Below are 25,290 nucleotides of genomic sequence, written 5' to 3'. Positions count from 1 at the left end.
CATGTATCGTTTGTATTGGACTGCGTTTTGTAGCTTGCTGACCAAAGAGATCAACCGCTTTACCCGTATTTGGGTGCAGACTTTGGTTCCGCCGGCGATCACCATGAGCTTGTATTTTATTATTTTTGGCAGCCTGATCGGCTCACGTATCGGCCAGATGAACGGTTTTAGCTACATGGAGTATATTGTCCCCGGCCTTATCATGATGTCAGTGATCACCAACTCCTACTCCAATGTTGCCTCTTCGTTTTTTAGTGCCAAGTTTCAACGCAACATTGAAGAGCTTCTGGTTGCTCCTGTGCCCAATTACGTGATCATCTTAGGTTTTGTGATGGGGGGCGTAGCGCGAGGCTTACTGGTGGGGGCGATGGTCACGGCGGTTTCGTTGCTGTTTGTCGATCTCCAAGTTCAGCATTGGGGAATCATTTTTGCCACGGTGTTTTTAACTTCGGTGGTGTTTGCCCTCGGCGGGCTGATCAACGCGGTTTTTGCCCGCACCTTTGACGACATTTCGATTATCCCGACCTTTGTTTTGACACCGCTAACCTATCTCGGTGGCGTCTTTTATTCGATTCAGTTGTTGCCGGAGTTTTGGCAAGGGGTGTCGCAAATCAACCCTATCGTCTACATGGTTAATGCTTTCCGTTATGGCTTTTTAGGGGTGTCGGATGTGGGTATCGCCACTTCGTTTACTGTACTCGGCGGTTTCGTTTTGCTGCTATACGGTGTTGCCCATTACCTAGTGACACGAGGTATTGGTCTGCGTTCATAACGCTGACGTGCATTGCGAAGCAATAAAATAAGTAATAAAAAAGAAAGAAAACAAGCAATAAAAAGGGTTGTCACATCGACAACCCTCTTTCATTTTTGCCCCTCAACGATAGGCAAGTCAACCATCGCCAGCTTAGCTATTGGTATCGTTGCTTGAAGTGGCGGCGGTAGGCTCCGCTTCTTCTTTGCTCTCTTTATTGAGCTCAACCACTTGGTTATCAATCAGGCGTGCTTTGCCAAGGAAAGCAGACATCAAGATCACGGCTTGCGTGGTGTCGGCATTGATCGCTTGCAGCGTGCGCGCATCACGGATAAAGATCTCATCCGGTTGCAAATCGGCCGCGCGCAGTTGGTCGTTGGCATCTTCGATGATCGACGCATAATCGTCGCGTCCACCGCGGATCGCGCTGCTGATCCAACGCATGGTGCGAGCCAGAACTGGTGCGCGTTGGCGCTCGTCGATCGTCAGCAGACCGTTGCGCGAGCTCATCGCCAGACCATCCATTTCACGCACTGTCGGCACGCCGATGATCTCAATATCTAACGCCAGATCGCTGGTCATTTTGCGAATGATCGCCAACTGCTGGAAATCTTTCTCACCAAAGCAAGCGACATCCGGCTGCACGATATTAAACAGTTTGGTCACTATGGTAGCGACACCACGGAAATGCCCGGGACGAGAGGCGCCTTCCAGCATGCTAGAAAGACCAGGAACGTCGACCACGGTCTGTTTATCGAGACCTTCTGGATACATCATCTCGGCGGTTGGGGTAAAGACCAGATCGACGCCTTGCGAGTTGAGTTTACTCAAGTCTTCATCCAGCGTTCTTGGGTAGTTGTTGAGGTCATCCGCACGCTCAAATTGCATCGGGTTGACAAAAATACTCACTACAACAATTTCGGCGTGCTCTCGAGCCTTACGCACTAAGGTCAGGTGACCTTCATGCAGATTGCCCATGGTGGGAACAAAAGCAATTTTTCGCCCTTCGCGCTTGAAGGTGCGAAGCTGATCGCGCAGGGCTGCAATGTCGGCAAAGGTTTGCATCTACTCTATCCTCTATGCAATGGTGTGTGCGTCATCTGGGAACGTGCCTGCCTGTACCTGTTCCATGTACAAGGCGACCGCTTTACGCATATCACCGGTTTCCGCTAGGAAATTTTTCGAGAATTTTGGCATGTAATTGGCTGAAATACCAAACATATCATGCATAACCAAGATCTGACCGTCGGTCACATTGCCGGCGCCAATACCAATCACCGGAACATCCAGCACTTGAGTAATTCGCGCCGCCAGCGAAGCCGGAACACACTCAAGCAACACGACTTGCGCGCCTGCTTCTTGTAGCGCAAGCGCATCTTTCACCATGCGATCGGCTTTATCTTGTTCGCGGCCTTGAACTTTATAACCACCAAAAATATTGACGGATTGTGGTGTCAGGCCAAGGTGAGCACACACTGGGATGGCACGTTCGGTCAGCATCTTGACCGTGTCCACCAGCCAGTCACCGCCCTCAATTTTTACCATATTTGCGCCTGCGCGCATCAGTTTGGCGGCGTTGTCACACGCTTGTTCGGGTGTGGCATAGCTCATAAAAGGCATGTCGGCCATGAGCAGGCAGTTAGGGCTACCAGCGCGAACACAACGAGTGTGATAAGCGATATCGTCAACAGTGACAGGCAGAGTATCGGAGTGCCCTTGCAACACCATGCCAAGTGAATCGCCGACGAGTAATACTGGCATCTCTTGGCTTTCGAACAACTGAGCAAAACTCGCATCGTACGCGGTGGAAGTTGGGAACTTGCGACCTTCCTGCTTCCACTTCATCAGGTCATTAATGGTAATTTTTTTCATGATTTTTCCTTACTAGGAGTTGGCTATGATTGCCAAATACCGAGGCCGTTTCTCTCCACCTGAGTGAGAAGATCAGCGAGCCTGGTCCCGTCAGGGAGGGTTAAATTTGGTGCGATTTCGGCGAGTGGGTAAAGAACGAATTCACGCTCTTTCATTCCATAGTGGGGAATGGTTAACCGCTCGGAGTCGATCACCTCATTGCCGTAAAGAAGGAGGTCGAGATCTAGGGTTCTTGGTCCCCAGCGCTCTTCTTTACGGACACGCCCTTGTTCCAGTTCAATCGCTTGGGTGCAATCGAGCAGTTGCAAAGGCGTTAATTCGGTTTGGATTTCAGCCACGGCGTTAATGTAGTCGGGCTGATTTTGTGGCCCCATCGGTGTGCTGCTGTAAAGCTGAGATACCGCGACCAGCTCACTGTTTGGTAAGCTTTTCAAGGCCGCAATAGCACGATTGGCTTGGGCAATGGGATCGGCAAGATTACTGCCGATCGCGATATATGCACGGATCATAACTGCGGTTTGTCCTTTTTCTTGCGGAAAGAGGATTTGCGCTTACGGCTTGGTTTAGAGCCGGGTTTGCCATCGAGATCGGAGGCCATCGCGACGCGCATTTCGCGCCCAGCGTTTTGGAATGTGGCCCACCATTTGGCCAGTTTTTCGGTTTCCCCGCCTTCGATCTCACCACGCATTTCGAGGAAATCAAAGCCCGCACGGAACTTGTTGAGCTCCATCAAACGGAAAGCGCGTTTACCGTTACGCCGTGGCATGCGCAGTTGCAACTGCCAAATCTCACGGATGGTGGCGGTATGGCGACGCGGGATGGCGATAGAGCGCACTTGCTCATCCAAAATCAGATTGCTGGCTTCCATGACGGCGTCGTAGTGGCACAAGTTGTGCGCTTCCATCAGTTTGTCTGCGAGCGCCAGCATCGGATACCACAGCATAGCGGCGAACATGTAGGCAGGGTTGATGCGCTTGCCTTCGTCGATGCGCATGTCGGTGGAGTCTAATACCAGATCCAGCATCTGCTCAGTCGGCGAAACGTAATCTTCGGTGAAATGGGCGGCAATGGCTGGGAAAAGCTGCTGAAATAGGTTGTACTCGCGCAGTAGGTGGTAGGTTTCCAACCCGCATCCCGCTTGCAGTAACTTGAGTGACTCTTCATAGAGACGTGCCGCAGGAATGTCGCGTAGCAAAGGCGCCATCTCTTCAATTGGCGCGGCGGTGTCTTCTTCGATGTCAAAATCGAGTTTGGCCGCAAAGCGAATCGCGCGCAACATGCGGACCGGATCTTCGCGATAACGGGTTTGCGGATCGCCAATCAGACGGATCAAGCGGTCTTCAAGATCTTCCGCGCCGCCGGCATAGTCATGAATCGAATAGTCGGCGATGTTGTAATACATGGCGTTGATGGTGAAGTCACGGCGTTCTGCGTCTTCATCAATGGTGCCATACACGTTATCGCGCAGCAGCATGCCTTGTTTGGATTGCTGCGAGACTGGCGAATCGGCGTCTTGATGGTGACCACGGAAAGTCGCCACTTCGATAATGTCGCGACCAAACATAATGTGCGCCAGACGAAAGCGGCGGCCAATTAAACGGCAGTTGCGAAACAGATGTTTAAGTTGCTCTGGCGTTGCATTGGTCGCAATATCGAAATCTTTCGGTATTTGGCCGAGTAGTAGATCTCGCACGCCTCCACCCACTAAATAAGCGTCAAAGCCGGCGCCATGAAGTCGGTATAGCACTTTCAACGCATTGTCGCTGATCTGCTTGCGTGAAATATTGTGCTCTTGACGAGTAATCACATTTAAAGCGAGTTCCGGGCAAGAGCTGGGACTGCAAGGTGTATTTTCGTTTTTATTCATGTGCATTTGGCAAAAGAGGCCGTTAACCCCTTTGCATTGGTTAGGTTTTACGCCAATTTGGCTTGATTTTGGCGCTTATAATAGCTCACACAGTACCGTTTGAGAATCGTGCAGTGATCTTCAATGTGTCGGGTAGCTGTGTCAGTTGCCAGTTTTCTACTCCCCAGCGAAGAATTTCGTCAATGCTGGCGTATTCTAGCTGTTCATCCCACTTGAAGCCGAGGAACGTCATCGCTTCCAGAATCAGGGCCGCTGGGTTTTGCAAATCGATCCCCTTGGCGTGATTTTGTTTGGAGAGCTTATTGCCACTGTGATCGGTGGCCAGCGGTAAGTGCAGATAGCGCACCGGCGGCTGGCCAAGCATTTGGTACAAGCTGATCTGTCTGCCGGTTGGCTCGATGAGATCTGCGCCGCGCACCACTTCCGTCACGCCTTGGTCAATGTCGTCCAGTACAACAGCAAGATTGTAAGCAAACAAGCCATCTCGGCGTTTGATAATAAAATCTTCATCCACCAGTGCAGCGGGAATGGAGATTTTACCGTGTTTTAAATCGACAAAAGCGCTCACAGGGTGCGTCATTTTCAACCGAATCGCCCCTTGGCTATGGCCCGAGTTGCGACATGTGCCTGGATAGTAGCCGCCATCTTCTTTGATCTGTTTGCGCGTACACTGGCAGTAGTATGCTTGACCTGAAGCGAGCCAGTGAGCAATTTGTGCTTGATAGAGCGCATGACGCTGACTTTGGTACACCACCTCACCATCCCAGTAAAGATGGTAGGTTTGCAGTGTTTTTAAAATAAGATCTGCTGCCCCGGGCATTTCTCGGGGTGGATCGAGATCTTCAATGCGTACCAGCCATTTACCATGGTGCGATTTGGCTTGGAAATAGCTGCCAAGAGCGGCGATCAGCGAGCCAAAATGGAGCGGACCGGAAGGAGAGGGAGCGAAACGACCGATGTAACTCATAGTTCTTGATCTCAAAACAAAAAGGGAGCATGTGCTCCCTTTACGATCGGATATCAGGTGACTTAACCCTGCATCTGCTTTTCTTTGATCTCTGCAAGGGTTTTACAGTCGATACACAAATCGGCAGTTGGGCGCGCTTCAAGGCGACGAATGCCGATCTCAACACCGCAAGATTCACAGAAACCGAAGTCATCTTCGTTGATCTTGTCTAACGTTTTCTCAATCTTCTTGATCAAGCGACGTTCACGGTCACGGTTGCGAAGCTCTAAGCTGAACTCTTCTTCTTGTGAAGCGCGGTCGACTGGATCGGGGAAATTCGCTGCCTCGTCCTGCATATGGTGCACAGTACGATCGACTTCTTCCCTGAGCTGGTTACGCCAAGCTTCTAAAATCTTTCTAAAGTGAATCACTTGGTCTGGTGACATGTACTCTTCACCAGGCTTTTCCTGATACGGCTCCACACCGGCAATGGCTAGGATGCCTAGCGCTTTTTTCTTCGATTCTGGCATACAGCATCTCCTACTTATACCTATCAACTGCTAAGCAGCTAATTTTAGGCGGGTATCTATAGCAGAAAGAGGCGGTGCTGGCAAACTATCAATCGTAAACTTGATGTCAATGTGAACATCACATCATTTTTCTATCTGTCGAGAAACTCGATAGCAGAATTGAGTCTGATTTCTGTATTGCTGATCTCTGCTTTATAACAGAGGATTTCAACTCCGGCTTTTTGTGCTTGTTTGAGTAATTGGGAATATTTGGCGTCTATATGGAGCGCCGCCGAAACTTTTTCAATACCTGAATGTAAAACAGCAAACAAAAGTATGGCTCGGTTTCTATTTTGTGCCATTTCTGTGAGTTCCCGCAGATGTTTTTGCCCACGAGTTGTCACTGCGTCAGGGAAATAGCCTTGCCCTGGCTCGCTCGGTTCGAGCAGCGTGACGCTTTTGACCTCTATATAACACGTTGCTTTGTCGCGTGTGCTGAGCAGGATATCAATTCGACTGTTTTCACTGCCGTACTTCACTTCGGTTTGCAGTCGGTCATAGTTTTGCAGCTCAGCGATCCAGCCGTTTTCAATCGCTTCGACGGCCAGTTGATTGGCTCTGGCGGTATTGACGCAAATCCGCTCACCGTGTGCGGTTTCAGTCAACTCCCAGTTGTGTGGGTATTTGCGTTTCGGGTTGTCTGAGGTTGAGTACCAAATGGTATCGCCAGCGGTCGCACAGCCCGTCATCGCGCCCGTGTTGGCACAGTGAATGGTGCCGGTGCTGCCGTCTTGATAGGTCACATCAGCGAGAAAACGTTTATAGCGCTTTTGTAAAGTAGCGGCTTGTAACTTGGGTTGGAATTGCATTTGCGTATTTAGACAGGCTGGTTTTTATGTACAATGTGGCCGCCATTTAAGCATAAGGATCCTCCATTGTCACAATTGCCCATCCAAGCCGTGATGCCAGAACTGCTCGCGGCGGTTGCTCAACACAGTCAGCTCATCCTCAAAGCAGCCCCCGGTGCAGGTAAATCCACCTATTTCCCGTTGCAACTGCTGCTAAACCGGGCCGTGATCGGCAAGATCATTATGCTTGAACCTCGCCGTTTGGCGGCGCGCAATATTGCCAGTTATCTGGCCAAGCAACTGGGTGAAGCGGTCGGGCAGCGAGTTGGCTATCGGGTACGTGGCGAGAGTAAAGTCAGCGCGGCCACGCAACTGGAGATAGTGACGGAAGGGGTGATGACGCGGATGATTCAATCCGACCCTGAACTCTCGGGCGTGGATATGCTGATCTTTGACGAATTCCATGAGCGCAGCATCCACGCCGATACGGCATTGGCGCTCGCCTTGGAAGTGCAAGAGGCGCTGCGCGACGATCTCAAGCTGGTGGTGATGTCGGCCACGCTCGATCACGATGCGCTGCAAAATTTACTGCCTGATGCCCCCTTCATTCAATCGCAAGGGCGCGCTTTTGAGGTTGAGATTCGCTATCAGCCGCTGGGAGCCAATGATTATTTACCTCTAGCGATGAGCAAAACCATCGAGCAGCTACTCGCCCAGCAATCTGGTTCTGTACTGGCGTTTTTGCCCGGAGTCAGTGCCATTAAGCAAGTGGCAGAGCGCCTTGCTCACCTGAGCGAACCGGTGCGAATCTGCCCTTTATATGGTCAGTTGCCATTTGAGGAGCAGCAAAAGGCGATACAAGCGCCAAAACCCGGCGAGCGCAAGGTGGTGCTGGCGACCAATATCGCTGAAACCTCGCTCACGATTGAAGGGATCCGCTTGGTGGTCGACAGTGGCCTTGAGCGCGTGGCCCGATTTGATGTCAAAACCGGGTTGACGCGTCTTGAGCAAGTGCGCATCGCGCAATCCTCGGCCATTCAACGTGCAGGCCGCGCTGGACGAATCGAAGAGGGCATCTGCGTGCGTCTTTATTCGCTAAGCCAGTTTCAGCAAATGCCCGCCGTTCCTATGGCGGAAATTATGCAGTCGGATCTCTCTGCTTTAATGATGGAACTGGCGCAGTGGGGCGTTAGTGAGCCGAAGGCGCTGAGGCTGCTGGACATTCCGCCTGCAGCATCAGTAGCACAAGCGAAAAACTTGTTGACGCAGCTCGGATTGGTGAAAGGCCATCAACTGACTGCGCAAGGTGCTTTGGCACAGAAACTCGGGTTAGCGCCGCGTTTAGCCGCTATGCTGATTGCTTGTGCAAAGCAAAGCCACGCACTGCTGCAAAGTGCGATTGCCGCCGCTGCGCTTTTGGAAGAGCCGGAGAAAAACGGTACTCATCTTGGTCACAGTTTGCATCGCTGGCAAAGTGGAAAACATGCGAAAAAAAATCAGTTGAGCAAACGCGCTGCGACTCTCGCCAGTAAGTTATCCGCCACTTTTGCGCTGAGTGAGGTCGAAGAACCTTTGCTGGCGGTTGCGATGAGTTTTGCCTATCCAGATCGAGTCGCGCAGCGACGACATAAGCAAAATGGGCGCTACGTACTGGCAAATGGCCACGGCGGCGAACTGCGAGAAGACGATCCGTTGGGTGACAGCGACTATCTGGTCGCGGCTGAGCTGCTGCGCAGTGGTGGCAATGCCAGCCAGATCCAACAGGCGGCGCCACTCTGCTTACCGCTGCTTGAACAGTACCACCCAGCGCTGTTGCAAGCCTCTGAGCAGGTCGATTGGGATGAAAACAAAGGGCGCTTAGTGGCGGAAAAGCAGACGCGCATCGGCGAGCTGATTGTGGCGCGTGAGGTACTGCCCCAGCCGGGCAGGGAAAAAATGACACAGGCTTTACTCAGCTATGTACGCCGCAAAGGGCTGGATAGTTTAGACTGGACGCCCAAAGCCCAAACCTTGTTGCAACGCATTCGCTGCGCCATTGAATGGCTACCTGAGCAAACGTGGCCTGCCATGGATGACGCCAGTCTGCTGAATGATTTGCCAAGCTGGCTGGCGCCCTACATGAATCATCTCACGTCAGTGAAAGATCTGGGCAAAATTGCGCTCTGTGAGGCGCTCAACGCGCGTTTGGGCTGGCCGCTCAACCAGCAGTTGGACACCTGGTTGCCGCAGGAATATTTATTACCCACTGGTACGCGTCAGACGATCCGCTACCAAGAAGGCGCTTGCCCGGTACTCTCAGTGCGCATGCAAGAGATGTTTGGCGAGAGCACTTCGCCAACCGTAGCGCAAGGGCGGATAAAATTAACCCTTGAGCTACTCTCTCCAGCGCGTCGTCCTTTGCAGGTGACGCAAGATTTGGCTGGCTTTTGGGCTGGTGCCTACAAAGAAGTGCAAAAAGAGATGAAAGGGCGGTATCCCAAACACGTATGGCCGGATGACCCTGCCAACCATATCGCCACGACGAAAACCAAAAGACAGTTAAACTCATGAGTAAAGCAGTAAAAGGGACTGACAACGCGAAGAAAAAAGCGCCGCAAAAAAGCAAGCGCAGTGGTACGCCTCGCCGTCCAGCCTCAGGGCAAACACCGAAACGCCGTTGGCTACGTATGTTGTGGTCGTTTAGTTGGAAATGCGCCGTGGCGCTGATGGCGCTGCTGGTGTTTATCGGCATTTATCTTGATAGCGTGGTTAAACAGCGTTTTGAAGGGCAGTTGTTTGATCTCCCAACCGTGGTATACGCGCGCATCTTAACGCTTTCGCCCGGCGATGCCTTTTCCCGTCAGGAGTTGCAAAACGAGCTGGACTTACTCAACTACCGCAAAGTTAGCCAACCCAAGTTCCCGGGAGAGTACGCCGCCTCAAGCAGTAAAATTGAATTGATTCGCCGTCCGTTCGAATTTGCCGATGGCCCTGAGCCGGATCGCCACGTGATGCTGCATTTTGACTCAGGCACGCTCAATCGCATTCAATCGCTCGAATCGAAAGGCGATCTGGGGTATCTGCGTTTAGAGCCCAAGATGCTGGGAATGTTGGAAAAAGACAGTGAAGAGCAAAGGCTCTTTCTGCGCCGCGAGCAATTTCCGGAAATCATCGTCGATGCCTTGCTTGTGACCGAAGATCGCCACTTTTATCAGCACGATGGCGTTTCACCGCTGGCAATAGCGCGCGCCATGTTGGTCAATATCAAAGCGGGCAGAACCGTGCAAGGCGGCAGTACCTTGACTCAGCAACTGGCGAAAAACCTGTTTTTAACTCAAGATCGCACCTTGTGGCGCAAACTGCGTGAAGCGTATATCGCGTTAATTCTCGACTATCGCTACAGCAAAGATCGCCTCTTAGAAGCCTATCTCAATGAAGTGTATTTAGGACAAAGTGGCAGTCAAGCGATCCACGGTTTTGCTTTGGCGTCGCGTTACTACTTTGGTCAGCCGATCCAAGAACTGCGTATCGACCAACTAGCGATGCTGGTCGGTATGGTCAAAGGGCCTTCTTACTACAACCCAGTGCGCTTTCCAGAGCGGACGCAAGAGCGTCGCGATTTGGTTTTGCGTCTGATGATGCAGCAAGGGCTGCTCAGTGCCCAGGATTACGAACAAGCGGCCAGTCGCCCGCTGGATATTCAGCAGACGCCACGTATCGCTAGCCGACAGCCTGCGTATTTTCAGCAGTTGTCGATTGAGCTGAAGCAGAAAGTGGGTGAAGGGTTTCGAGGTGAGAGCGGTTTGCGCGTGTTTACTTCGCTCGACCCCGTGTCACAAGAGAAACTTGAACTCGCCATTGGTGTGAAAATGCCCGAGCTGGAAAAAGTCTCGGGAGATTCGCTTGAAGCGGCGGCGGTGGCGGTCGATCGGCATAGTGGTGAAATTCGTGCCATGGTTGGCGGCAAACGCACGGGTTACGATGGTTTTAACCGAGCAATCAACGCCAGCCGTCCGATTGGCTCTCTAGTCAAACCTGCTATCTATCTCACTGCGCTGTCTCAGCCTGAGAAATATAACTTGGCGACCACGCTGCAAGACACGCCGCTCAGTTTGCAAGGCAGTAAAGGGTCGGTGTGGGAGCCGCGCAATTTTGATCGTCAGTTTCGTGGGGATGTGCCGCTCTATTTAGCGCTGGCGAAATCGCTCAATGTGCCGACCGTGCGCCTTGGCATGCAACTGGGGATTGAAAATGTCTCGCAAACGCTAGATAAACTGGGCGTCAAGCGTGATGAAATTCGCCCGGTGCCTTCGATGTTTTTGGGCGCATTTTCGCTCACGCCGATTGAAGTGGCGCAGATGTACCAAACCTTGACCAACTCCGGTCGCAAAGCGCCGCTCACGGCATTGCGCTCCGTGGTCGATCTCGATGGCAACGTGCTGTACCAATCACTGCCGAAATCTTCTCTTGCGGTCGATGAACAGGCGGCATGGCTGACCACCTATGCGATGAAACAAGGGGTCGCTCAGGGAACTGGCCGCTATCTGCAAAATCAGTTTGCTTGGGCGGCACTGGCGGGGAAAACGGGCACCAGTAACGATAGCCGCGACAGTTGGTTTGTCGGTGTCGACGGGCGTGAAGTCACCACCATCTGGTTGGGGCGTGATGACAACAAACCGACCAAGCTGACGGGTTCTAGCGGCGCGCTACGCGTCTATGCGGAATATTTGAAGCTGCGCATTCCTGAAAAACTGTCGCTGCCTTGGCCAACGCAGATCACCACCATGGGGTACAAACAGCAGCCCGCTGGGGCATTGGTGCTCGATTGTGCAGAAAAAACCTTTACCTTGCCTGTATGGGATAAAGATGAGTCGCTGAAGCGTCAATGTGAGCAATCGGGCAATTGGTTGAATAAATTACTGAATTGGTGATTGTTCGCGCTGTCAATCCGTTGTAAAACGGACGTTATTGCGAAAAAAGGAGCAGCAAACAGTGAATAAATGGAAATCCGCTCGTCAGACTCTTGCTGTTTGGTTGCTCTTTCCTCTTAGTTTTGTTCTCTCATCTTTGGCTTCGGCCGACAGCGAATCGCCCATTAAAGAGGTTAAACGACCCAAAATCGCTGTGGTTTTAGCTGGCGGCGGGGCAAAAGGTGCGGCGCACATCGGTGTACTCAAAGCGCTTGAAGAGATGCACATCCCAGTTGATTATCTCACCGGCACCAGTATGGGTGCCTATGTTGGCGGCTTGTATGCCACGGGGATGAGCGCGGATGAAATTGAAAGTTTTATCTACACCGTCGATTGGAATAGCGGCTATCGCGATCGGGTAGAGCGCAGTCAGCGCCGTGTGCGTGACAAAGAATCCGAAGACCGCTACCAACTGCGGACCGACCTTGGCTTACGTTTTGGTGAAGTGCGCACGCCACGTGGGTTTGTCCAAGGGCAAAACATGCTGCGAATTCTGCGCGAAACCACCGGTAACCTTAATGAATTCAACTCCTTTGATGAGTTGGCCATCCCGTACCGCTCGGTAGCGACCGATATTGTTGAACTCAAAGAGGTGGTGATCGACAAAGGACAGTTGGTCGATGCCATGATGGCGAGTATGTCGGTACCCGGCGCTTTGCCTCCCTATGAGCTGGATGGTCATATGCTGGTGGATGGCGGCGTGATCAATAATATGCCCGTCGATGTTGCCCGCGCGATGGGAGCGGACATTGTCATCGCGGTAGACATCAGTACCGACTACAAAAGCCGTGAAGATTTCACCACCTTTTTGGTTGTCGCCGATCAGTTGTCGAACTATCTGGTGCGGCGCAGTACCCAGCGTCAAGCCGCCAGCCTGACGGAGCAGGATATCTATCTGCGCCCGCAAGTGGGCAAAATGGAAACCACTGAGTTTGACAAAATGCCTGAAGCCTACCAAGCGGGTTACAATGCCACTTACAGTTTAAAGGAGGTACTTAAGTCATTGGCACTCTCCAACGCTGACTATCAAGGTTATGTGGAGCAAAAGCAGCGGGCGCGTCGTAAGTTGGTTTACGGTGATCAGATGCCAATCGAGGAGATTGTTCTGCTCAACAACACGCATTACAGCGACCGATTGCTCAGTAATCGCCTCGATCTGAAAACTGGTCAGGTGTTGAAGACGCAAGAGGTGGAAGCCGCAGTCGAAAATCTTTACGCATTAGATCGTTTTGAGCTGGTCTCTTACCATTATCAAGAGCGCGAGGGCGTTAACCAACTGGTGATGGACGTTAAAGAGAAATCTTGGGGGCCGAATTACGTCAACTTCCGTTTTTTCCTCGAAGATGATTTCACCACTGAGAGCCAATACGGGGTAGGGCTTTCAACCAACTTTACCAATCTCAATTCGCAAGGGGCTGAGCTGACCATCAATTTGGAAATGGGAACGGATAAACTGGCGGAGGCTGAGCTCTACACGCCAATTCGCGCTAGCCAAGACATTTTTTCCACCGCCAAGCTGGGTTACACCAGCGATAAGAGAAATGTTCCAGTCACTGAGTTCGATGAGCCGAGCTTAAGTGCCGCTTACGATTTCCTCCCTTTTACTTACAGCCAATTTACCACTGAGTTAGCTATCGGTCTTCAACCCGAGTTGTGGCAGGAGTTCAAGCTCGGAGGCCGGTTTAATAAAGGGGATATTGAAATCACAACATTAGGTTCGGCAGGAAGCGCTAACTTTCAGCGCTTAGGGGCGTTTGCCCAGTATCGTTTAGACACACTGGATGACTACTCTCTGCCAACCTCGGGATGGTACTTAGATCTTGAATATCTGGTGTCTCATGATAAAAGCCCGGAAATGTTTGAGTCGGAGTTCACTGGTAAATCATCCAGCGACACTGTGTATGAACTGTCGCTGCTAGGTAAGGTAGCGCAGAGTTATCAGCGTCATACTTTGGTCGCAAGCGCCGAATATGAGATTGTCGAAAGCAAAAATGACTACACACCGCTGGATCCGAAAAGTATTGGCGGCTTCTTGAATCTGTCGGGTATTCCGCGTAATAGCTTGATTGGTCAGAACAAGTTTTTTACCAGCTTGATTTATCGTTATCGCTGGTTTGACAATGATTTTGGTTTATTTGAAGCGCCTGTCTACCTCGGCGCGTCGCTGGAATATGGTGGCGTCTGGTCGGATACCACACTCAAACTTAATGAGGCACCACTGTACAATGCCGCATCGATTTTTGCAGGGATCGATTCGCCGATAGGTCCAATGGTGCTTGCTTATGCAAGGACTGAAGAGCAACTGGATGCTATCTATTTTATCATCGGTACGTCGTATCGTTGATCAGCCATCTGCGAAAACAGGGCAAATAAATAGTTAAAAATTATGGGACTTTAGTCTTAACTTGCTATGTTGGTCAAAGTGAGGAGATTTTAATTTCTCGTTAAATTTGCTATTCTGCTGCCCACAGTTTGGCCTCTGCGGCGCTGTTTCTCAATCAGAATTGAATGAAAACATGGGCAATAGGGAGCCAAGTTTCCATGGATGTTCACTCCTTTACTTTGGACAAATAGTATTAATAAAGGAGGAACCGCAATGAGAGGAAAAAGTCGTGCTTGAAGCCTACCGTAAACACGTCGAAGAGCGTGCCGCAGAAGGAGTTGTTCCTAAACCTCTGGACGCAGAACAAGTTGCCGGACTTGTTGAACTTCTAAAAAATCCCCCACAAGGTGAGGAAGAATGTCTTCTCGACCTGCTGGAAAACCGCATCCCACCCGGTGTTGACGAAGCGGCTTATGTGAAAGCCGGTTTCCTTGCGGCCATTACTCGTGGTGAAGCGAGTTCTCCTCTGGTGAGCCGTGAGCACGCTGCGAAGCTTCTCGGCACCATGCAAGGTGGTTACAACATCGAGCCGCTAGTGGCGCTGCTTGATGACGAGGCGCTGGCGCCAATCGCGGTTGAAGCGCTGTCTCATACACTGTTGATGTTTGACGTGTTCTACGACGTTGAAGAAAAAGCTAAAGCGGGTAACCAATACGCACAGCAAGTGCTGCAATCTTGGGCCGATGCAGAGTGGTTCCTATCTAAGCCACAATTGGCAGAGAAAGTGACCCTTACCGTCTTTAAAGTCACTGGTGAAACCAACACCGATGACCTATCACCAGCACCAGATGCTTGGTCTCGCCCAGATATTCCAGTGCACGCGTTAGCGATGCTGAAAAACGAACGTGATGGTATTGTGCCAGATCAGCCAGGCAGCATCGGTCCAATCAAGCAAATCGAAGCACTGAAAGAACAAGGCCATCAATTGGTTTATGTCGGTGATGTGGTGGGTACCGGTTCATCGCGTAAATCGGCAACCAACTCTGTGCTTTGGTTTATGGGCGATGATATTCCTTACGTACCCAACAAACGCGCTGGCGGATATGTGTTGGGTGGTAAAATTGCGCCGATCTTCTTTAACACCATGGAAGATGCTGGCGCGCTGCCAATTGAAGTGGATGTCTCCAAGCTCAACATGGGCGATGTGATCGACGTTTACCCGTATGAAGGCAAGGTAACGAGCCACGCAACGGGTGAAGTATTGGCTGAATTCTCGCTAAAAACCGATGTACTGGTTGATGAAGTGCGTGCTGGTGGCCGTATTCCGCTAATCATTGGTCGTGGTTTGACTGAGAAAGCGCGTCAATCTCTAGGTCTCGCGCCTTCAGATGTGTTCCGCAAACCCGCAGACGTTGCAGACTCTGGTAAAGGCTATTCACTGGCGCAAAAGATGGTCGGTAAAGCATGTGGCGTGACAGGCATTCGCCCTGGGACTTACTGTGAACCTAAAATGACCACAGTGGGTTCGCAAGACACTACTGGCCCAATGACGCGTGATGAGCTCAAAGACTTGGCGTGTCTTGGCTTCTCGGCAGACCTTGTAATGCAGTCTTTCTGTCACACCTCAGCGTATCCAAAACCTGTCGACGTGAATACGCACCACACCTTGCCTGATTTCATCATGAACCGTGGCGGTGTGTCACTGCGCCCTGGCGATGGTGTTATTCACTCTTGGTTAAACCGCATGCTACTGCCTGATACTGTAGGTACCGGTGGTGACTCGCATACTCGTTTCCCATTGGGCATTTCATTCCCTGCGGGTTCTGGCTTGGTGGCGTTTGCCGCAGCGACCGGTGTGATGCCACTGGATATGCCAGAGTCTATCTTGGTGCGCTTTAAAGGCGAAATGCAGCCAGGTATCACACTGCGTGATTTGGTCCATGCAATTCCTTACTACGGCATCAAGCAAGGCCTGCTGACCGTAGAAAAAGCGGGTAAGATCAACGAGTTCTCTGGTCGTATTCTAGAGATCGAAGGGGTTGAACATCTGACGGTGGAACAAGCATTTGAACTGTCTGATGCGTCAGCTGAGCGCTCTGCAGCCGGCTGTACGGTGAAACTGTCTCAAGCGTCGATCGAAGAATATCTCAACTCGAACATCGTGATGTTGAAGTGGATGATTTCAGAAGGTTACGGCGACCGCCGTACCATCGAGCGCCGCATCGTTGCGATGCAAGAGTGGTTAGCAAGCCCAGAATTGATGTCAGCAGACAGCGATGCAGAATACGCTCACGTGATTGAAATCGACTTAGCAGAGATCAAAGAGCCAATTCTTTGTGCGCCAAACGATCCGGATGATGCTCGTTTACTCTCTGATGTTCAAGGCACGCAAATCGACGAAGTGTTCATCGGTTCGTGTATGACCAACATTGGCCACTTCCGCGCTGCGGGCAAGTTGCTAGAGAAGTTCAAAGGCCAACTGGATACGCGTCTGTGGATTGCACCACCTACCAAGATGGATCGTGACCAACTGACTGAAGAAGGTTACTACGGTATTTACGGTCGTGCTGGGGTGCGTATTGAAACGCCGGGATGTTCTCTATGTATGGGCAACCAAGCCCGCGTAGCAGACAAAGCGACGGTGATGTCAACGTCGACACGTAACTTCCCGAACCGTTTAGGTACGGGTGCGAACGTGTATCTATCCTCAGCAGAATTGGCTGCGGTCGGCGCGATTCTTGGCCGTATCCCAACGGTGGAAGAGTACATGGAGTACGCGAAGCAGTTGGATGCAACGGCGGCAGATACCTACCGTTACCTCAACTTCCACCTGATGGGGCAGTACACCAAAAAAGCCGACACGGTGATTTTCCAACAGCCGGCTTAAGTGTCACTGATAAAAAAACCGCTGAATCTTCAGCGGTTTTTTTTACGTTAAGCAAAGTTCAACGGCGCGACATACAAAAAGCAGCGGCAACGTTTCTGGCCGTCAGCTCTACGTTTTCCGCCGCTTCTGCCAGCGCGGTAGGTAAATCGACTGGGCTATTGACCACGGCAAAAACGGCATCGAGGCCATGTTCATGCACCACACCGCAATCGGCCGAGAGACACCCCGCGATGCCAATAACCGGTAAGCCGTGCTTCTTCGCCGTGCGAGCGACTCCGATTGGCGTTTTGCCGTGAATGGTTTGATTGTCAATACGGCCTTCTCCGGTGATCACCAGATCCGCATCAGTAACGATCTCATCTAAGCGAACCGCATCCATCACAATCTCAATACCCGGGCGAAGATCTGCGTCGAGCAAGCCTAGCAGCGCCGCACCCATGCCACCGGCTGCACCTGCGCCCGCCATATCGCGAACATCCTTGCCCAATTGCTGTTTGATGATCGCAGCGTAGTGTGCCAAGTTTTCATCCAAGATCGTAACCATCTCAGGGGTTGCGCCTTTTTGCGGGCCAAATACTGCAGACGCGCCTTTTTCGCCGCACAGTGGGTTATCAACATCGCACGCCACTTCTATGTGAACCTCAGCTAAACGCGGATCGAGATCGCTGCAATCGATTGTCGCCAATCTAGCCAGTTCACCACCACCATAGCCAAGCGCTTTCCCTTGAGCATCAAGCAGTTTGGTGCCCAGCGCTTGCGCCATGCCGATGCCACCATCGTTGGTCGCGCTGCCGCCGATGCCAACAATAATGTGTTCTACACCGTGATCGAGTGCGGCTTTGATCAGCTCTCCCGTACCATAGCTGGTGGTGATGAGCGGGTTGCGTTGCTCAGGCGTAACAAGATGAAGGCCAGAAGCCGCCGCCATCTCAATCACCGCAGTCTTTCCCTCACCGAGTAAGCCGAAAAAGCCACCAACAGGGTGACCAAGTGGGCCGATTACTGTGTGCTTGATGATGGTGCCGCCAGTGGCATCAACCAAGGATTGCACGGTGCCTTCACCACCATCGGCCATGGGCAGTTTGATGTATTGGGCATCGGGTAAGACTTGCTGAAACCCTTTTTCAATCGCGATGGCGACCTGCATTGCCGTTAAGCTTTCTTTGTAGGAGTCCGGCGCAATGACGATTTTCAGCGTATTTTTTACCCTCTGCTGAAGGGGCGGATGGTTTTGCTTCATCTTGGCAGTGGCGTCTTGTGGGCAATTTCCCGATAATATCACCCGAGATCGTCATCAATAGAGAAAAAGATGGATTACGAATTTAAGAAAAACGTGCTGGATGGTAGCTACTACTGCCATTGTTCAATGGGTCATGAAATCCTCGGCCGCTGGGTGCAAGAGGAGATGGGGAAAGATCAGGCTAAAGTTCGAGAGGTACTGGCTTTGCTTGATCAAGCCCGAGTCAACAGCGCGAAAGAGTGGAGCAGAACAGGCCCTGAGATCAGTTTGCTCATCTGCGGTGATGAAGTGACCATTCAAGACAACGCTTTGCTGATGGCGTACGACGACGAAGAGAGCGAGTTTGAGTTGTATGAGAGCGAAAGTATCGCCTGTTGCGGCTTAGAAGATTTTGAACAACTAATGCTGCAATGGCTGGAATTTATTCAACGCTAACCTTTTCGGTGCTCTATCTCTGTATCTGAGGTAGAGCGCCTTTTCTCTTCTTTTCCGGTTTTTTCCTCCCCGCTCGTTGTTAGCAGCTATTGCTCTCCTTCGCTGCGAACAGTACAGCAAACGTAAATAATGTAAATTAAATACAAGTGATAGTGATTATCATATAGCTTTTGACCAATTATGTTTGTTGCTCGCCGATTATGTTTTATAAACACCGCGCTTTTCAGCTGTGGGCTCGCCGCCTGCACATCTACGTTTCCATGGCCTTGCTTGGCTTGATGCTGTTTTTTGCGCTGACGGGCATTACCTTGAATCGCCCAGATTTGTTCGTTTCCAGCCAACCTCAATCTTCTTCTGTTCAGTTGAGCATTCCACAGGAACTGCTGTTTCAAAATGGCAAAGTGGCCGTCGATAAACGCACCTTAGCGCAATTTCTGACCGAGCAGACGTTTATTCCGGGCGCGATGTCGGATCTGGATATCTATAGCCGATACGAAGGTGAAACGCTTAAACAGGGCGAGGTGAGTGCCAGCTTTAATGCGCCCGGTTACAGCGCGGCGCTGTTTATCGATTTGGTGAGCGCGCAGGCAGAGCTTGACGTCACCGACTATGGCTGGGTTGCACGTTTGAACGATCTGCACAAAGGCCGTCACAGCGGTGAAGCTTGGAAGTGGTTGATCGATGCGTCGGCGCTGCTGATGTTGGTGTTTATCCTCTCTGGCGTGGCGCTGCTGCTCCCGAAAAAAAGCACCTTGAGCTACGCACTGCGCTGGTGCTCGGCTGGGTTGCTATTGACGGTCGCTGTTTACCTTTGGCTGGTGCCATAACGCACTCAAATAATGCAATAGGAAAAATATGAAAGGATTAATCAAGCAAGGCTGCGCCTTGTTTCTGCTGGCGGCGTTTTGCTCACCACTACAGGCCAAAACTCTTGGCACGTTGGAGATTGAGTTTAGCTTGCCGAAAATCGAGGGTGGCATGTACGCCAGACCTTATGTCGCGGTGTGGATTGAAGACGACCAAGGCCAGCCAGTGCGCACCGTCGCGCTATGGCAAAAAGACGATACCTGGCTGAAAGACTTGCGTCAGTGGTGGCGAAAAGTGGGCCGCTACGATCGTGATCTGGTGGATGCCATCACTTCAGCCACTCGACCAGCAGGGCAATATCGCCTGCAATGGGACGGCAAAGATCAGCAAGGCAACGAGCTTGCGCACGGCCAGTATCATTTCTTTGCCGAAGTGGTGCGCGAACATGGCGGGCGAGATGTGATTCGCCAGCCGATGAACCTAAGCCAAGCGCCAGTCAACTATCAACTTGATGCGACGCATGAAACGGGCCAAGTTCGGCTCTCTTACCAGCCTTAAGCCGCAACCAGCGGCTCGTGAGCAACCATTCATCAATAGGAAAGGATTATGTTTAACCGTAAATTTTCGACCGGTTTACTACTACTTGCTGCGCTGACCTCTGGCGCGGCTTCGGCTCATCCTCGCTGGCTGCTGCCGAGCGAGTTCAGCATCTCTTCACAAGAGGGCGACTGGATCACCACCGATGCGACGGCTTCGCATGGCACGTTTGTGTTTGACAAGCCGCTGAGTGTGGATTCCGGCTACGTGCTCACCCCCTCTGGCAAGCGTGAACGTTTTGCCTTTAGCGCCAAATTTAAGCGTAAATCCAGCTTTGATTTTTTCTTTAGCGAAGCCGGTACACACAAGCTGGCGCTGACGGGCGAACCGATGTACTTCACCAGTTACACCATCGGCAAACGTGAAACCGCGCGCCGCATTCGTGCCAGTAAAGCTGACCGCGCCGCGCAGTTACCTGAAGGGGCAGAAAATGTCAAAAGTACCTTGATGTTTAATCGCACCGAAGCGTATGTGACGGTCAATCAGCCTTCAACGCAAGTGTTCGCCTTGGAGAATCGCTATCTAGAACTGGTGCCTGTGACTCACCCGGCTGACATGATTGAAGGCGAGCCAATCGAGATGCAATTCTTCTTCAATGGTCAACCACAAGCTGGGGTGGAAGCGGAAATTCGTCAAGACGGCACTTTATACCGTAACCAGCAAGAAGCGGTGATGCTGCGCAGCGATCAAGACGGAAAAGTGCGTTTTACCCCAAGCAAAGCGGGGCGTTATCTGCTGATTGCTGGACACACCAGCCCACTGAGCAATGATGCCATGGCCGATGAAGCGCGCTCTAGCATTCATCTGACCTTTGAAGTGGTGTTGAAGTGATGCGTGTTGGCTTCACGTTCGCCACGGCAATGTTCAGTGCCAGCGCATTAGCGCACTTTCCTCTGATGGAGTGCAGCAAGCAAGGCAATGAAATTCACTGCCAAGCGGGTTACAGCGATGGCAGCACCGCCAGTAACGAAACCATTCGCCTGTTTAGCTACGACGATGTGCTGCTTGAAAGCCAAAAGACGGACGAGAAATCAAACGTGATTTTCACCCTACCAAGCGGCGATTATTACATCGTCTTTGATCCGGGGCATGAGTCCGCGGTTGAGGTTGATGGCGTTGAGCTTTGAGATAGAAAAGCCACAGAGCAAGGCCATTAGTGTGCCAGTGCGCGCAAACCGCGGCGACCAAGAGACGCGCTGGGTTGTTGCTGCGATAGCGCTGATCTTACTCTGCGCGTGGTTGGCTCTGCGCGTTTTTTACCCGGCAGAGGGGGCGCTTTCACTCAATGCGCCCACTTGGCAGTTGCCTAATGAGGCCTTGAATGAAAAGCAGAAAAGCGTGGTGACGGAACTGTCACTGGCCGACTATGAGCTGCGCGACTACTGGCAAAGCCATGGGCAACTGCCTGAAGTCAAGTGGCTTGCCGAGCAAGCCATCGCCCCTTTTGTCGCTGATGCCAGTTGGCAATTTCTCGGCGCGCACCAATGGCAGCGGTTGAGTCAGGGGTATCTCGGCCAATCGACTCGTGCTCAGGGCACCGGGCATGTGCTGATCTGGTATGACGATGAGCTGCAAGTGCAAATCTGGTTTTTGCCCGACGAAAGTGCCCCTAATCGCGCTGATTTTGCCACTCACGCACCTTTGCAATGGATCTCGACTGGCTGGAAACGCTGGGCCCCGCAACCGCATATTCACTGAGGAGAAATGACTCGATGCGATATCTTCCACTAATGCGCCGAGCGATGACGTTTTGTCTTGGCCTGCTGCTCATCGGCACTGCCACGGCCAGTGACAAGCTGACCATCGGCATCACTTTGCACCCTTACTACAGCTATGTCTCGACCATAGTTCAAGATAAAGCGCAGGTTCTGCCGCTGGTGGACGAAGGCTTTAACGCGCACAACTATCAACCTCAGCCAGCGGATCTACTGCGCTTGCAGCAAATGGACGTGATTGTCGTCAATGGCATTGGTCATGATGACTATGCGATCAAAGTGCTTGATGCGGCGCAGCGTAGCGACTTGGCGGTCATCTATGCCAATCAAAATGTGCCACTGCTGGCGGCAATGGGGGCGAGTATCGGCAGTGGGGCGAAAAATCCGCACACATTCGTTGGCATCGCAACCTCGATTCAAAAGGTTTACACCATCGCGCAAGAGCTGGCGAAGTTAGACTCCGCCAACGGCGCGTTTTATCTTGCCAACGCGCGCCAGTTTGCCAAGCAGATGAGACAAATGAAGTTTCAGGCGATGCAGCAACTGAGCGATGACAATGTGCAGGCGCTGAAAGTGGCCACCACGCACAACGCCTACAACTACTTCCTGCAAGAGTTTGGGATTGAAGTGAGTGCGGTGATCGAGCCTGCTCACGGTGTCGAGCCGAGCGCCAGTCAACTGCAAGAGACGATCGAAAAGATCCGCCGCTCTGGCATCAACGTGCTTTTTTACGAACTTGAAATGCCCAATCGCTTTGTCGAAACCATTGAGCGCGAGACCGGGGTGAAACTGTACCGTTTTTCTCATATGACTCACGGCGCTTTTGAGCGCGACAAGGTGCAACGAGAGATGGCGGAAAACACCGCGACATTAGTCGAAGCGATTCGCTACGCCAGTCGCTTGGCCGCCGGAGAGTCGGCATGAAACACGGGCCAGAGATTGAACTGTGTGGCGTAGCGCTGCGTTATGGCCAGCAGCCTGTGCTGAGCGAGATGAATCATCGTTTTGCCGCCGGGCAGTGCCATCTGATTATGGGGCCGAACGGCGGGGGTAAAACCTCGTTGCTGCGCTCCATCATGGGGTTAACTCCGTTTGATGGCAAGATCACCCTGCATTGGCCCTCAGAGGCTAAGCAGCGTATTGGTTATGTGCCACAAAAAGCGCTGTTTGAATCCAGCCTGCCGATCAGCGTGCTCGATTTTATGCTGTTGAACATCAGCCGCGCGCCGCTGTTTTTGCAAAAATGGCTGCCTAGCTACGCCAGTCATCAAGCCTTGGTCTACCGAACGCTCGCTCGGGTGGGGATGGAGCAACGCGCCCATTTACGCCTTGGTCAGCTTTCGGGCGGCGAGCTACAGCGGGTGATGTTTGCCCAAGCCTTGTGGCACGAGCCAGAGCTGTTGATCTTGGATGAACCTGCGACCGGAATGGACGAGCAAGGGGTGCAATATTTAGAGCAGTTGATGGCCCAATTAGTCGCACAAGGGGTGACCTTGCTCGCGGTTCACCATGATATCTCCGCTGTAAAGCGCATTTTGCAACATACACCCGGTCAGGTGCATGTGGTCAATCGTGCCATGGTCGATTCTGGCAGTGTGCAGCAGGTGTTGAGTGTCGATAAGCTGGAGCGCTTGTTTCAACACCACTCGCAACAGCGCTTGCTCGAAAGAGGAAAAGCGGCATGAGCAGTCTGCAAACTTGGCTGATGGAAGCGGTGCAACAGGGGTGGTTGGCCGAGAGCTTTCAGTACGCCTTTATGCTCAACGCGCTGATTGCCGCCGTGATTTTGGGTCCGCTGCTGGGCGGCTTAGGCACCTTGGTGATTGCCAAACGCTTGGCGTTTTTTTCCGAAGCGGTCGGGCACGCGGCCATTACTGGTATTGCCATCGGTATCTTGCTCGGGGAAGATCCGCAATCGCCGATGATCGGTTTGTTCAGCTTCTGCCTGATTTTTGCTTTGATGCTGCACTATGTGCGCAGCCGCACTCAGGTCCCATATGACACCTTGGTTGGGGTGTTTTTGTCTTGCGCGCTGGCGCTCGGAGCGGCGCTGCTGATGTACGTGGCGCGTAAAATCAACATCCACTTGCTGGAAAATGTGCTGTTTGGCTCGATTCTGACCGTGACCGAGCAGGATATCGCGCTGCTGGCTCTGGTCTGCTTTACTGTGTTACTGGTATTGTTTTTTACCTACAACCGCATTTTGCTTTGCTGCCTCAGCCCAGATGTGGCGAAAGTGCGCGGCCACAGTGTCGCCTTTTATGACTATTTGTTTGTGCTGATGATCACCTTAGTGACGATTGTGGCGGTGAAAGTGATTGGCGCTGTGCTGGTTGGCGCGCTGCTGCTCATTCCCGGTGCAACGGCGCGCCTGATAGCGCGAGATAACCGCCGCTTTGTGCTGCTGTCGGCACTGTTAGCGACCTTAGCCTGCTTGGGCGGTACGCTGCTGCCTGTGCTCTATCAATGGCCGCTACCTTCCGGCGCTGCAATTATTTTACTCTCCTCCTGCTTCTTTGTGCTCGCTACTCTGTGGCGCGTGATGAGGCCCAATGGATAATACGATGAAACAATTATTGCCAGCGCGTATGACGCGCCTTCTTTCGCCAATTTTGTTGCTTGGTTGTGCTTTGGCGAGCTTGTCTGTGCCTGCCTTTGCTAAGGAAAGCGTGCTCACGTCACTGCCCGTCAATTATTGGCTGGCGAGCGATTTGCTTAAGCATACTGAGGTGGAGGTGCGTTACCTGCCGTCACCGCGTTTTAGCATGTCGCGCCATCAAGCCTGGTTCGAGGCCGAGCAAGAGGCAGTGGCTCAGGCCGCGAAAGACGCCAAAGCGGTGGTGACGATTCGTTCGGTGTGGCCACAAGACCCGATCTTCCCGCAGGTGCGTCAGCACAATATTGGCGTGATCCAGATTGATTCTGCCCAGTCGCTGTTACCAAGGGCGCAATCGGTGGCGTTGGTGCAGTACCAACAGCAGGTCTCTCCGTATGTGTGGCTCAATCCAGCCAACTTAGTCACCATGCTTGGCATCCTCAGTGATGACCTACAACGTGTTTTCCCCAAGTGGCAAACACAGATCCGCCACAATCAGCGCGAAATTGCGCTGGCAGTTCAGCAACTGATTTTGACCAATCAGCAGCGATTGATGGCACAAGATATTGAAAGTGTGCTGCTGCTGGATGAAGCCTTGATTGATTTTGCTGCCGGGTACAGTTTGCATGTGCAAGGCGTACAGGCAAAATCGGAGTTGGAATGGGATGCGCAAGATGTGGCGCAGATCAGAGCTTGGATCGCGCTCAACCCCAATCTCTGGATCGCGACAACTCGCCCAGTGAGCCCCAAATTGCGCGAGCTGTTACCTGAATTTTCGCACTATTTGCAGGTAGATGCCGTCTCGCGTCTTGGTTCGAGTAAAAGCGGCGTCACGATTGAGCGCTGGCGGATTAAAGCGCTTGAGCAAGAGGCTGCAAGATAAACTCATCGATAATATTAATGATTTTCCACTATTGCATCGGTCAAGGTTGTTGATAAAATGATAAC

At 52.0% G+C, this 25,290-nt stretch carries 23 protein-coding genes; 15 read left to right on the top strand and 8 right to left on the bottom strand.

Annotated elements, in window-relative coordinates; all coding sequences use genetic code 11:
• Position 1 precedes the first annotated feature (1 nt).
• Positions 2 to 772 carry an ABC transporter permease gene (locus tag I3X05_RS13580; RefSeq protein WP_039430436.1) on the top strand — a complete coding sequence of 257 codons (771 nt, stop codon included), beginning with the start codon at positions 2 to 4 and terminating at the stop codon, positions 770 to 772.
• A gap of 132 nt (positions 773 to 904) precedes the next feature.
• Here I3X05_RS13580 and panC read toward each other — a convergent pair whose 3' ends face one another.
• The 7 genes from panC to sfsA form a co-directional block, all read right to left on the bottom strand.
• Entirely contained in the window at positions 905 to 1,816 is a 912-nt protein-coding gene (gene panC, locus I3X05_RS13575; RefSeq protein ID WP_193157531.1) for a pantoate--beta-alanine ligase, read from the bottom strand.
• A gap of 12 nt (positions 1,817 to 1,828) precedes the next feature.
• A complete protein-coding gene (gene panB / locus I3X05_RS13570) occupies positions 1,829 to 2,623 on the bottom strand; it encodes a 3-methyl-2-oxobutanoate hydroxymethyltransferase (protein WP_337970797.1) in 795 nt (264 codons plus the stop codon).
• A 23-nt stretch (positions 2,624 to 2,646) separates the two neighbouring features.
• Positions 2,647 to 3,132, bottom strand: a complete 486-nt coding sequence (folK, locus tag I3X05_RS13565; RefSeq protein WP_045571191.1) for a 2-amino-4-hydroxy-6-hydroxymethyldihydropteridine diphosphokinase — start codon at positions 3,130 to 3,132, stop codon at positions 2,647 to 2,649.
• On the bottom strand, positions 3,129 to 4,496 hold the full coding sequence (pcnB, locus tag I3X05_RS13560) for a polynucleotide adenylyltransferase PcnB (protein WP_045571190.1): 1,368 nt from the start codon (positions 4,494 to 4,496) through the stop codon (positions 3,129 to 3,131). Before pcnB ends, folK begins: the two co-directional genes overlap by 4 nt.
• 79 nt (positions 4,497 to 4,575) lie before the next feature.
• Positions 4,576 to 5,457, bottom strand: coding sequence for a tRNA glutamyl-Q(34) synthetase GluQRS (gluQRS, locus tag I3X05_RS13555; protein ID WP_045571189.1), 882 nt, complete (start codon positions 5,455 to 5,457; stop codon positions 4,576 to 4,578).
• A gap of 62 nt (positions 5,458 to 5,519) precedes the next feature.
• On the bottom strand, positions 5,520 to 5,966 hold the full coding sequence (dksA, locus tag I3X05_RS13550) for an RNA polymerase-binding protein DksA (protein ID WP_045571188.1): 447 nt from the start codon (positions 5,964 to 5,966) through the stop codon (positions 5,520 to 5,522).
• Positions 5,967 to 6,097: 131 nt separating this feature from the next.
• The gene (gene sfsA, locus I3X05_RS13545; RefSeq protein ID WP_337970796.1) at positions 6,098 to 6,814 is read right to left on the bottom strand and encodes a DNA/RNA nuclease SfsA; all 717 of its coding nucleotides are present in this window, start codon (positions 6,812 to 6,814) and stop codon (positions 6,098 to 6,100) included.
• A gap of 66 nt (positions 6,815 to 6,880) precedes the next feature.
• On the opposite strand from sfsA, the gene hrpB reads away from it, so the two are divergent.
• From hrpB to acnB, 4 genes are all read left to right on the top strand, one after another.
• Complete coding sequence (gene hrpB / locus I3X05_RS13540) at positions 6,881 to 9,343, top strand: ATP-dependent helicase HrpB (RefSeq protein ID WP_337970795.1); 2,463 nt, start codon at positions 6,881 to 6,883, stop codon at positions 9,341 to 9,343.
• Positions 9,340 to 11,703: a penicillin-binding protein 1B gene (mrcB, locus tag I3X05_RS13535; RefSeq protein ID WP_337970794.1), complete on the top strand. Its 2,364-nt coding sequence runs from the start codon at positions 9,340 to 9,342 to the stop codon at positions 11,701 to 11,703. Before hrpB ends, mrcB begins: the two co-directional genes overlap by 4 nt.
• 61 nt (positions 11,704 to 11,764) lie before the next feature.
• Entirely contained in the window at positions 11,765 to 14,086 is a 2,322-nt protein-coding gene (locus tag I3X05_RS13530; protein WP_425304487.1) for a patatin-like phospholipase family protein, read from the top strand.
• Between the two features lie 268 nt (positions 14,087 to 14,354).
• A complete protein-coding gene (gene acnB / locus I3X05_RS13525; RefSeq protein ID WP_337970793.1) occupies positions 14,355 to 16,952 on the top strand; it encodes a bifunctional aconitate hydratase 2/2-methylisocitrate dehydratase in 2,598 nt (865 codons plus the stop codon).
• A 58-nt stretch (positions 16,953 to 17,010) separates the two neighbouring features.
• Here acnB and I3X05_RS13520 read toward each other — a convergent pair whose 3' ends face one another.
• Positions 17,011 to 18,147, bottom strand: a complete 1,137-nt coding sequence (locus tag I3X05_RS13520) for a glycerate kinase (protein ID WP_045571275.1) — start codon at positions 18,145 to 18,147, stop codon at positions 17,011 to 17,013.
• Between the two features lie 114 nt (positions 18,148 to 18,261).
• On the opposite strand from I3X05_RS13520, the gene I3X05_RS13515 reads away from it, so the two are divergent.
• The 10 genes from I3X05_RS13515 (at position 18,262) to I3X05_RS13470 (ending at position 25,225) form a co-directional block, all read left to right on the top strand.
• Entirely contained in the window at positions 18,262 to 18,627 is a 366-nt protein-coding gene (locus I3X05_RS13515) for a YacL family protein (RefSeq protein ID WP_045571183.1), read from the top strand.
• Between the two features lie 200 nt (positions 18,628 to 18,827).
• The gene (locus I3X05_RS13510; protein ID WP_045571182.1) at positions 18,828 to 19,454 is read left to right on the top strand and encodes a PepSY-associated TM helix domain-containing protein; all 627 of its coding nucleotides are present in this window, start codon (positions 18,828 to 18,830) and stop codon (positions 19,452 to 19,454) included.
• A gap of 28 nt (positions 19,455 to 19,482) precedes the next feature.
• Positions 19,483 to 19,992, top strand: a complete 510-nt coding sequence (locus I3X05_RS13505) for a DUF2271 domain-containing protein (RefSeq protein WP_045571181.1) — start codon at positions 19,483 to 19,485, stop codon at positions 19,990 to 19,992.
• A gap of 48 nt (positions 19,993 to 20,040) precedes the next feature.
• On the top strand, positions 20,041 to 20,862 hold the full coding sequence (locus tag I3X05_RS13500) for a DUF4198 domain-containing protein (RefSeq protein WP_045571180.1): 822 nt from the start codon (positions 20,041 to 20,043) through the stop codon (positions 20,860 to 20,862).
• On the top strand, positions 20,862 to 21,158 hold the full coding sequence (locus I3X05_RS13495) for a hypothetical protein (protein ID WP_045571179.1): 297 nt from the start codon (positions 20,862 to 20,864) through the stop codon (positions 21,156 to 21,158). Before I3X05_RS13500 ends, I3X05_RS13495 begins: the two co-directional genes overlap by 1 nt.
• The gene (locus I3X05_RS13490; RefSeq protein WP_193157529.1) at positions 21,142 to 21,729 is read left to right on the top strand and encodes a DUF6162 family protein; all 588 of its coding nucleotides are present in this window, start codon (positions 21,142 to 21,144) and stop codon (positions 21,727 to 21,729) included. The genes I3X05_RS13495 and I3X05_RS13490 overlap by 17 nt, the downstream gene beginning before the upstream one ends.
• A 14-nt stretch (positions 21,730 to 21,743) precedes the next feature.
• Entirely contained in the window at positions 21,744 to 22,670 is a 927-nt protein-coding gene (locus I3X05_RS13485) for a metal ABC transporter solute-binding protein, Zn/Mn family (protein ID WP_045571177.1), read from the top strand.
• Positions 22,667 to 23,431 (top strand): metal ABC transporter ATP-binding protein, encoded by a 765-nt coding sequence (locus tag I3X05_RS13480; protein WP_045571176.1) that lies wholly within the window; start codon positions 22,667 to 22,669, stop codon positions 23,429 to 23,431. The genes I3X05_RS13485 and I3X05_RS13480 overlap by 4 nt, the downstream gene beginning before the upstream one ends.
• Positions 23,428 to 24,306: a metal ABC transporter permease gene (locus tag I3X05_RS13475; RefSeq protein WP_045571175.1), complete on the top strand. Its 879-nt coding sequence runs from the start codon at positions 23,428 to 23,430 to the stop codon at positions 24,304 to 24,306. Before I3X05_RS13480 ends, I3X05_RS13475 begins: the two co-directional genes overlap by 4 nt.
• Positions 24,307 to 24,310: 4 nt before the next feature.
• Complete coding sequence (locus tag I3X05_RS13470; protein WP_193157528.1) at positions 24,311 to 25,225, top strand: metal ABC transporter solute-binding protein, Zn/Mn family; 915 nt, start codon at positions 24,311 to 24,313, stop codon at positions 25,223 to 25,225.
• Positions 25,226 to 25,290 lie beyond the last annotated feature (65 nt).

Source organism: Vibrio navarrensis (assembly GCF_015767675.1).
Lineage (GTDB): Bacteria > Pseudomonadota > Gammaproteobacteria > Enterobacterales > Vibrionaceae > Vibrio.
This window is presented reverse-complemented; position numbering and strand designations above follow the sequence as displayed.